This window comes from Bdellovibrionota bacterium, assembly GCA_035292885.1.
Lineage (GTDB): Bacteria > Bdellovibrionota_G > JALEGL01 > JALEGL01 > DATDPG01 > DATDPG01.
The window spans coordinates 1-8,373 of sequence record DATDPG010000064.1 but is presented as its reverse complement, the minus strand read 5'-3'; the positions used below and the strand labels follow the sequence as shown (position 1 = coordinate 8,373).

The 8,373-nt window shown below is 58.2% G+C and carries 7 protein-coding genes; all 7 read left to right on the top strand.

From position 1 onward, the window contains the following. Positions 1-984: methylenetetrahydrofolate--tRNA-(uracil(54)-C(5))-methyltransferase (FADH(2)-oxidizing) TrmFO (gene trmFO, locus VI895_05175; GenBank protein ID HLG19192.1), on the top strand; the 984-nt coding region annotated here is incomplete at its 5' end. Further along, positions 968-1,903: a tyrosine recombinase gene (locus VI895_05170; protein HLG19191.1), complete on the top strand. Its 936-nt coding sequence runs from the start codon at positions 968-970 to the stop codon at positions 1,901-1,903. The genes trmFO and VI895_05170, both read left to right, overlap by 17 nt. After that, positions 1,900-3,093 (top strand): DnaJ domain-containing protein, encoded by a 1,194-nt coding sequence (locus VI895_05165; protein HLG19190.1) that lies wholly within the window; start codon positions 1,900-1,902, stop codon positions 3,091-3,093. The genes VI895_05170 and VI895_05165 overlap by 4 nt, the downstream gene beginning before the upstream one ends. Before the next feature lie 3 nt (positions 3,094-3,096). After that, positions 3,097-4,887 carry a molecular chaperone DnaK gene (dnaK, locus tag VI895_05160; GenBank protein ID HLG19189.1) on the top strand — a complete coding sequence of 597 codons (1,791 nt, stop codon included), beginning with the start codon at positions 3,097-3,099 and terminating at the stop codon, positions 4,885-4,887. Further along, the gene (locus VI895_05155; GenBank protein HLG19188.1) at positions 4,884-6,014 is read left to right on the top strand and encodes an alanine--glyoxylate aminotransferase family protein; all 1,131 of its coding nucleotides are present in this window, start codon (positions 4,884-4,886) and stop codon (positions 6,012-6,014) included. The genes dnaK and VI895_05155 overlap by 4 nt, the downstream gene beginning before the upstream one ends. Continuing rightward, on the top strand, positions 6,011-7,594 hold the full coding sequence (gene serA, locus VI895_05150) for a phosphoglycerate dehydrogenase (GenBank protein HLG19187.1): 1,584 nt from the start codon (positions 6,011-6,013) through the stop codon (positions 7,592-7,594). Before VI895_05155 ends, serA begins: the two co-directional genes overlap by 4 nt. Before the next feature lie 9 nt (positions 7,595-7,603). Next, on the top strand, positions 7,604-8,373 hold a 770-nt coding region (locus VI895_05145), incomplete at its 3' end, for an adenylosuccinate synthetase (protein HLG19186.1).

Sequence of the window (8,373 nt, the reverse complement as noted above, 5' to 3'; positions counted from 1 at the left end):
CCGCTGACGTCGGACGCACTGGCCGCGGAGCTGGCTCGATTGATCGGCCGGGAGACGCTTTACTTTTACGACTCGATCTCCCCGATCGTTTCCGCCGATTCGATCGACTACGAGAAAGCGTATTTCGGAAGCCGGTACGAGCCGGACAGCGAAGATTATCTAAACTGCCCGATGGACCGCGCCCGCTATGAGGAATTCGTCGGGGCGATTCGTACCGGCGAAAAGGTCCCGGTCCGGGATTTTGAGGAACTCCGTTGTTTCGAAGGTTGCCTGCCGATCGAGGTCTTGGCCGATCGGGGGATCAAGACCTTGGCGTTCGGGCCGATGAAGCCGGTCGGACTTATCGACCCGAAAACGGGAAGACGGCCCTATGCCGTCGTGCAACTTCGCCGGGAAAACCGCCCGACGACCCTCTATAATATGGTGGGGTTTCAGACGCGCCTGAAGTGGGGCGAGCAAAAAAGAATTTTTCAGATGATCCCGGGATTGGAAAACGGGGAGTTCGTTCGGATGGGTTCGATGCACCGAAACACGTTTATCGATTCCCCCCGGCTTCTCGATCCATACCTTCGCCTCCGTTCCGAGCCGCGCATATTCGTTGCGGGACAGCTGACGGGCGTGGAAGGATACGTCGAGTCCGCGGCGATGGGACAGTGGGCCGGGCTTTCGGCCGTCGCAGCCCTTCGCGGTATTCCCGATCTTGTGGTGCCGCCGCCCGAGACCGCGTTCGGCGCCCTGATTCGCGCGATCACTACGGCGCCGCTGCACGGCCATTTCGCGCCGATGAACATCAATTTCGGTCTTCTGCCGCCGCCGGAGCATTCGGCGCGGAACAAGGACGAGCGACGGCGCGAACTTCTCTCGCGAGCCCGGAATCGATGGGACGACTGGCAGGCGGTAATGACGGAACGGTTGAACGGGTTTTCTCGCTTGAAAGCAAAACGGAATCCTTTGTCGGAGTCTTTTGATGCCGCTCGAACCTAACGCCTTGGTCCCCGCTTTCGGCGACTATCTCTCCACCGTTCGCCGAGTCTCCCCCCATACCGTTCGAAATTACATCTCCGATCTGGAGCAGTTCGAGGCCCATCTCCGGGCGAAGAAAGCGATCTCGGAGCGACTCGGTGCGGGCAATGTCGGATCGATCGACCGCTTTCATGTCCGCGGCTTTCTTGCCCAACTTCACGGAAAGAAAACTCCCGCCAGCATCGCCCGGAAACTTTCCACGCTCCGGACTTTTTTCGCCCAGATGGTGCGGGAGAAATACCGAAAAGACGACCCGACGGCGCTCGTGGAAGGTCCGAAAGTGCCGAAGCGGATGCCGCGCGTAGCCGATGAAAAAACAATCGATCTTTTGGTCCGCCAGCCGAAGGACAAAGAGACTCTCGGGCCGCGGGACCGGGCTCTGCTCGAACTTCTTTACGGCTGCGGGCTTCGGGCCGCCGAAGCGGTCACCCTGAATCTTTCCGATCTGGACTTGGACTCCGCCGAAATCCGTGTCGTCGGAAAAGGGAGAAAGGAAAGGGTTCTACCGGTCGGGGACTATGCGAAAGAAGCGCTGCTCCGCTATTTGACTCAAAGAGATACGCTCCTGAAAAAGGAACCGAAGACTGAGGCGGTATTTTTGAACGCCCACGGCAGGCGGCTGACGACACGCGGCGTGGCGCTGATTTTGGAGCGGACGCTTCGGGCCCTGCCTCAGCGGGTGCAACTCTCGCCGCACGCCCTCCGCCACAGTTTTGCGACGCACCTTTTGGATCACGGCGCCGATCTCCGGGTGATCCAGGAACTTCTCGGCCACGCGAATCTGGCGACGACGGAAAAATACACGGCGGTCTCCTTGGGCCGCTTGCGAACGGTTTATAAACAGGCGCATCCCCGGGCGCGCCGGATGGCTGGAGAATGAAGACGCCCGGCGATCATGATATTCCCCGGATCGTCCGTATAGACGGTTTGGAATCCATTCATTTGGAACCCGAGGAAGCTTTCGTCTTCAGCCGCGTTGATGGCAAGCATACGCTGGGGCAGATCGCGAAAATATTGTCTTACGATACGGCGCGCGTTTGGAAGCTGTTGTCCCGATTGGTCGATGCAGGATTTATCGTTATGCAAGCGGGGAAAGCGGTACCCCGCCGCGCCGCGGTCACGCAAAAGAAGACGATTCTGAATCAGATCGATGAAGATGAAACCGATTCCGAACTTAATAAAATTCCGAGGGATGTGCGAAACGATCTCCTCCTCCGTTACGAGGGCCTCTCCCGGCAAACGTATTACGAAGTTCTGGGGGTTTTGCCGAATACGGTGCCGGAAGAAATCCGGAAGAAATATTTCATCCTGGTGAAGCAATATCATCCCGACCGTTTTTTCGGCCAGGAGATCGGCCACTACGGAGAAAAGATCGACGCGGTGTTCGGAAAGATCACGGAAGCATTTGAAGAGCTGAGCGACGAAGCGAAGCGAAAGTCGTACGACCGGAAACTCAAAGAGGCCTCCAAGAGCGCGAAGGATCGGAAGCAAGGAAAAGGAAAAGAGAAAAAACCGGACAAAACGATTCTGACGGGGACCAACCTGATCGAGCGGCTGGCTTTGGCGAAACAGCATTTTAAGGAAGCGGAAAAAGAAGAACAGGCCGGCAACGACGTGGCGGCGGCGAACCTTTACTATTTGGCCTTTCACTACGACTCCCAAGACAAAGCGCATGAGCGGGCTTGGAACCGGATGCGTCCGATCCTTCAGCGGCATAAGGCCGAGGATCTATTCAGCCGCGGAATGGATGCCTTGAATCGCGGAAAAACGGCCGAAGCCACGGTTTTATTTGAAGAAGTGCTGCAAATGAATCCCAGAAAAAAGGAATGTTATCGAGAGCTTACGAGGCTTTACGCGCGCAACAAAGCCAGCCTTGACCGGGCCAAGGATTTGGGCGGTCACGCCGTTGAGTTCTTTCCGGACGACGCCGATCTTCGTGCTACGATGGGCCACGTATATAAGGAGATGGGCCAAGTGGGCCCCGCCCGAAAAGAGTTCAAAGCGGCATTGAAGCTCGACAAGGAAAATGAGGAAGCTCGTATGGGCCTGGCGGAGCTGGGAGGAAAATAACCCGTGGCAAAAGTCGTCGGAATCGATCTAGGGACAACCAACTCATGCGTTGCGTATTCCGACGGGCGTCAGACCCAAGTCATTCCCAACAAAGGGGGATATCGAATTACGCCGTCGGTCGTGGCGGTGATGGAGGACCGCAAAAAGCTGGTGGGGCAGATCGCCAAGCGTCAGGCGATCACCAATCCGGAAAATACGGTGTTCAGCGCCAAACGGCTTATCGGCCGGAGGATCGATTCCGCCGAGGCAAAAATCGCCCGAGCCATTTATCCTTACCGTTTGGTGGATGGGCCGCACGGCGACATCCGGGTCGAATGTTACGGAAGGGAATATTCACTTCCCGAAATCTCCTCGATCGTCCTGTTGGAAATGAAGCATGTGGCGGAGGCGCACCTCCATGCGACCGTGGAGCAGGCGGTCATTACGGTCCCGGCTTATTTCAACGACAACCAGCGGCAAGCCACGAAAGACGCCGGCAAGATCGCCGGTTTGGATGTCCTGCGGATCATCAACGAACCGACGGCCGCGGCGATCGCCTATGGATTCAACAAGAAAGACAACCGAACGATCGCCGTGTTCGACCTGGGTGGAGGGACGTTCGATATTTCGGTTCTGGAAATCCAAGGAGGCGTCTTCAAAGTCCTGGCCACCAGCGGGGACACGTTCTTGGGAGGGGACGACATCGACAATCTCCTCATCGATTACGCCGCCGAGGCATTCCTGCGCGACAGGGACTTCGATCTGCGCCAAAACCGCATGGCGCTTCAGCGCCTGAAAGATGCGTGCGAAAAGGCGAAGGTCGACCTCTCCAATTTCCGGGAGGTGGAAATCAGTCTGCCGTTTATCGCCCAGGTTGGATCGGAGCCCCTTCACTTGAGCATGACCTTCCAGCGTACCAAACTTGAGGAACTGACCCGGCCGCTTCTCGAAAAAACGCTCAAGATCAGCGAATCCTGCCTTAAGATGGCCGAGGTCGACCGCGACGACCTGGACGATGTCCTTCTCGTCGGCGGCCAGACCCGCATGCCGCTTCTTCAGGACATGGTATCGAATTTTTTCAAGCGTTCGCCGAACAAGCAAGTTCATCCCGACGAGGTCGTGGCCGTGGGAGCCGCGATTCAAGCCGCCGCGCTGACATCGAAAGAGGAAGAGGTCGAAATGGTTCTCCTCGACGTCACGCCGCTGCCGCTCGGCATTAAATCGGCCGGCGGAACGTTCACCAAATTGATCGAAGCCAACACGACCGTTCCGGTGTCGGCGCACAAAATTTTTACGACGGTGACGGACGATCAGCCGACGGTTCGGATTCAGACCTACCAGGGGAACAGTCCCGTGGCGGACGAAAACGAACTTCTGGGCGAATTCCTTTTAACCGGTATCCGCAAAGCGAAAGCAGGGGAGCCGGAGATCGACGTTTCGTTTCATATCGATGCGAACGGAATCGTCCAGGTTTCGGCGAAAGATCTCTACACCGGACAAAGTCAGTCGATCACGGTCACGATGTCGAGCGGCCTGACGAACGATGAAGTGGAAGGAATGAAACAGGCGGCGGCCGATTACGAAGTCGAACTGAAAGGCCGGGAAGAGTCGGAAGGCCTCTCGCAAAAGGCCGACCTCCTCCTTCACAAATTAAAGAAGAGTTTCGACGAAAAAGGCGGAAAGCTCAAAGCGGACCAGAAGAAGACGATTTCCACGCTGTTGAACGACGCGCCCGGATTCATCGAACAAAAAGACGCGAAGAAACTCAAAATTTTGATCGAGCAGCTTGAGATAGCCGCCAAGGCGCTACGATGACCGAAGTCCGGCTGTTCACACCAGGGCCGACACCGGTCCCCGAACGGGTGCGCAAAGCGGGCTCCCAGCCGATGATCCATCATCGCTCCCCCGAATTCAGCGCGGTGTTGGCCTCCATCCGGAAACGTCTCGCCGAGCTTTGCGGAACGTCCGGCCAAGTGGCGATTTTTCCCTCCAGCGGAACCGGCGGCCTGGAAGCGGCGGCCGGATCGCTTTTCGCCCGCGGCGATGAAGTGGTCGTGGTGGAAGCGGGCAAGTTCGGCGAACGTTGGGTGGAGCTGGCCCGGCATTTCGGCCTGAAAGCCAAAGTCGTTCGCGCCGAATGGGGGAGGGCGGCGACGGCGAAGCAGGTAACGCACGAACTCTCGTCGTCGACGCGCGGCGTACTGATTCAAGCGTGCGAATCGTCCACCGGCGCGTTTCATCCGGTGGTGGAAATCGGCCGTACCCTCTCGAAGCGGGACGACACATTGCTTGTGGTGGATGCGATTACGGCGATCGGCATTCACGACCTCGATATGCAGCGAGACGGGATAGACGTCATGATCGGCGCCTCGCAGAAGGCGCTGATGTCGCCGCCCGGCCTCGCCACGGTCGCCGTCGGGCCCCGCGCCCTTCAGCGGCTGGAGACGTCCAAACCCCAGGCCTACTACTTCGATCTCAAACGCGAGATCGCCAAACAGCGGGACGGCGAAGCGTCGTTCACGCCGGCGATCTCCCTCTGCCGGTCGCTGAACGCGGCGCTCGGGATGATCGAGGAAGAAGGGAAAGAGGCCGTCTTCGCCCGTCACAAGAAAATGTCGGCGATGGCGCGGGCCGCATTCCGCGAGGACGGTTTGGATCTTTTCAACCGGGACGACGAAGCCACGTACGGAATCACCGTAGCCAATATCCCCAAGGGCCTCGACGCGAAGAAATGGCTCTCCGATCTCAAAACGCAAGAGGGCCTCTGGCTCGCCGGCGGCCAAGGCTCGCTTTCCGGAAAAATATTCCGCCTGGCGCATATGGGGGCGTGCACGCCGGCGGACCTTCTGGGAGCGATCGAAACGATCGAGGGGAGTCTCGCCGGGCATTTCCCGCAAGCCGCCAAAAGAGCCGGCTATCGAAAGGCGAAGGCGCTGTCGTGAAAATTTTGGTCTGCGACGAAATCCCCGAAAAAGGGCTGGCGAAGCTTCGCGCGATTCCGAAAGCCAAAGTGGCAGTCCAAACGGGACTCCCGCCCGCGCAGCTGGCTGAAGCGGTGAAAGAGTGCGAGGGGATCGTCGTCCGGAGCGGGTCGAAAATTACGGAGGAAGTTCTTCAGCGCGCGGGCAAATTGCGCGCGATCGCCCGCGCGGGGATGGGATACGACAACATCGATCTGGAAGCCGCGACCAAGCGGGGTGTCATCGTCATGAACACCCCCGGCAGCAACGCCGTGACGACCGCCGAACATGCGATCGCCATGATGATGGCGCTGGCCCGGAACATCCCTCAAGCGCACGCGTCGCTCCACGCGGGAAAATGGGACCGGAAGAAATTTATCGGAACCGAACTTGCGGGAAAGACCTTGGGGGTCATCGGCCTGGGGAACGTCGGTCGCGAAGTCAGCCGCCGGGCCCGGGGACTTAAAATGGAAGTTCTCGGTTACGACCCGTTCATTTCGGAAACGGCGGCCGCGGAGGCGGGAGCCCAGTGGGTGTCTCTGCAATCTTTGTACGAGAAGTCGGACTTCATCACGATTCACACGATGCTCAACGAGTCCACGCGCCACATGATCGGCAAAGACGCGTTTGCCAAGATGAAAAACCGCGTGCGGCTGATCAACTGCGCGCGGGGGGAAATCGTGGATGAATCCGCCCTGCTTCATGCGCTCAACAGCGGCAAAGTGGTGGGAGCGGCGCTGGATGTTTTTGAGAACGAACCTCTCCCGGCCGATCATCCGCTTCTTCGGCATGAACGTGTGATCACCACTCCCCATCTGGGCGCTTCCACGGATGAAGCGCAGGAACAGGTGGCGCTGGCGGCGGCGGACCAGCTGTACGCCTACTTTGTCGACGGCCTCATCATAAATGCCGTCAACGTTCCCAATGTCAGTCGCGAAGTTCTGGCCACTTTGGGACCTTATATCAACTTGGCCGAGCGCCTCGGCAGTCTCTTGGGACAACTGGGCGCCGAATCCATCCAAGAAGTCCGCGTGGAATGCGCCGGGGAAATCACGAAATACGACACGGCTGCCATCACCTCCGCCGCGCTCAAGGGATTGATGTCGCATCTCTCGTCCGTCTCGGTCAATTTCGTCAACGCCCTTCCGATGGCCAAAGAGCGCGGCATCCGGATCAGCGAACTTCGGACGCAGGAAGCGGCCGGGTTCACAAGCATGGTGACCGCCGGAATCCGAGGGGGAAAGGAAGAGCACCTTGTTTCAGGGTCCGTGTTCGGACGGAAATACGAACGGCTTGTCCGGTTCAACCAGTTTTACATGGAAGTCCTGCCGAAAGGTCATCTGCTCCTGATCGAGAACGTGGATAAACCGGGCGTGGTCGGAAAATGGGGAACGATCTTGGGCGCGAACAAGGTCAATATCTCCCAAATGCAGGTGGCGCTGGACGAGCAGAGCAAGAAAGCTCTGGCCGTTGTGAACATCGATTCCGCGGCTTCGCCCAAAGTCATCCAGAAACTGCGGGCCGTGACGGACATTCGAAGTGTCCGGCAGGTGAAACTTTAAGGAGTTAGTATGTCGAATGTGGTCGTTGTGGGCGCCCAATGGGGCGATGAAGGAAAAGGGAAGATCGTCGATCTGTTGGCCGAAAAGGCCGACATGGTGGTGCGGTTCCAGGGCGGGAACAACGCGGGCCACACGCTGGTCGTGGGCGGCGAAAAGATCGTTCTTCATCTCATTCCGTCCGGAATTCTTCGAAACGAAGTCGTCTGCGTCATCGCGAACGGGGTGGTCATCAACCTTCAAGTTTTGAAGGAAGAGATCGCCCTTTTACGGGAGCATGGACACGCCGTTACGCCGGACAATCTCCGGATCAGCGAAAACGCCCACCTCATTCTTTCGTATCACCAGCGGATCGAGCAGCTCGCCGAAGAACGCCTGGGAGAAAAAAAGATCGGCACCACGCTACGCGGGATCGGCCCCACGTACGTCGACAAAGTTGCGCGAGAGGGTCTCCGCGTCGGCGATATCTACTCCGAGGATCTGGACGACAAACTCCGCGAGTTGGTCAAAACGAAGAATTTGATCCTGGAGAAAATCTACGGCGCCCCGCCGATATCGCTGGACGAACTGCGCCGTGAACTTGACGTCCACCGGAAATGGCTGGAGCCGCACGTGTGCAATACGTCGCTTCTGATTCATGAGGCTCAACGGCGGAAAAAGAACATCCTGTTTGAAGGGGCGCAGGGGACTTCATTGGATGTCGACCACGGGACGTATCCGTACGTGACCTCCTCGAATACCGTCGCGGGCGCGGCCTGTGTGGGAGCCGGAATCGGCCCTAC

What these genes read in the sequence shown, in the direction of transcription:
- VI895_05170 (HLG19191.1), top strand. Translation starts at nt 968, where the DNA reads ATGCCGCTCGAACCTAACGCCTTGGTCCCCGCTTTCGGCGACTATCTC.
- VI895_05165 (HLG19190.1), top strand. Translation starts at nt 1,900, where the DNA reads ATGAAGACGCCCGGCGATCATGATATTCCCCGGATCGTCCGTATAGAC.
- VI895_05155 (HLG19188.1), top strand. Translation starts at nt 4,884, where the DNA reads ATGACCGAAGTCCGGCTGTTCACACCAGGGCCGACACCGGTCCCCGAA.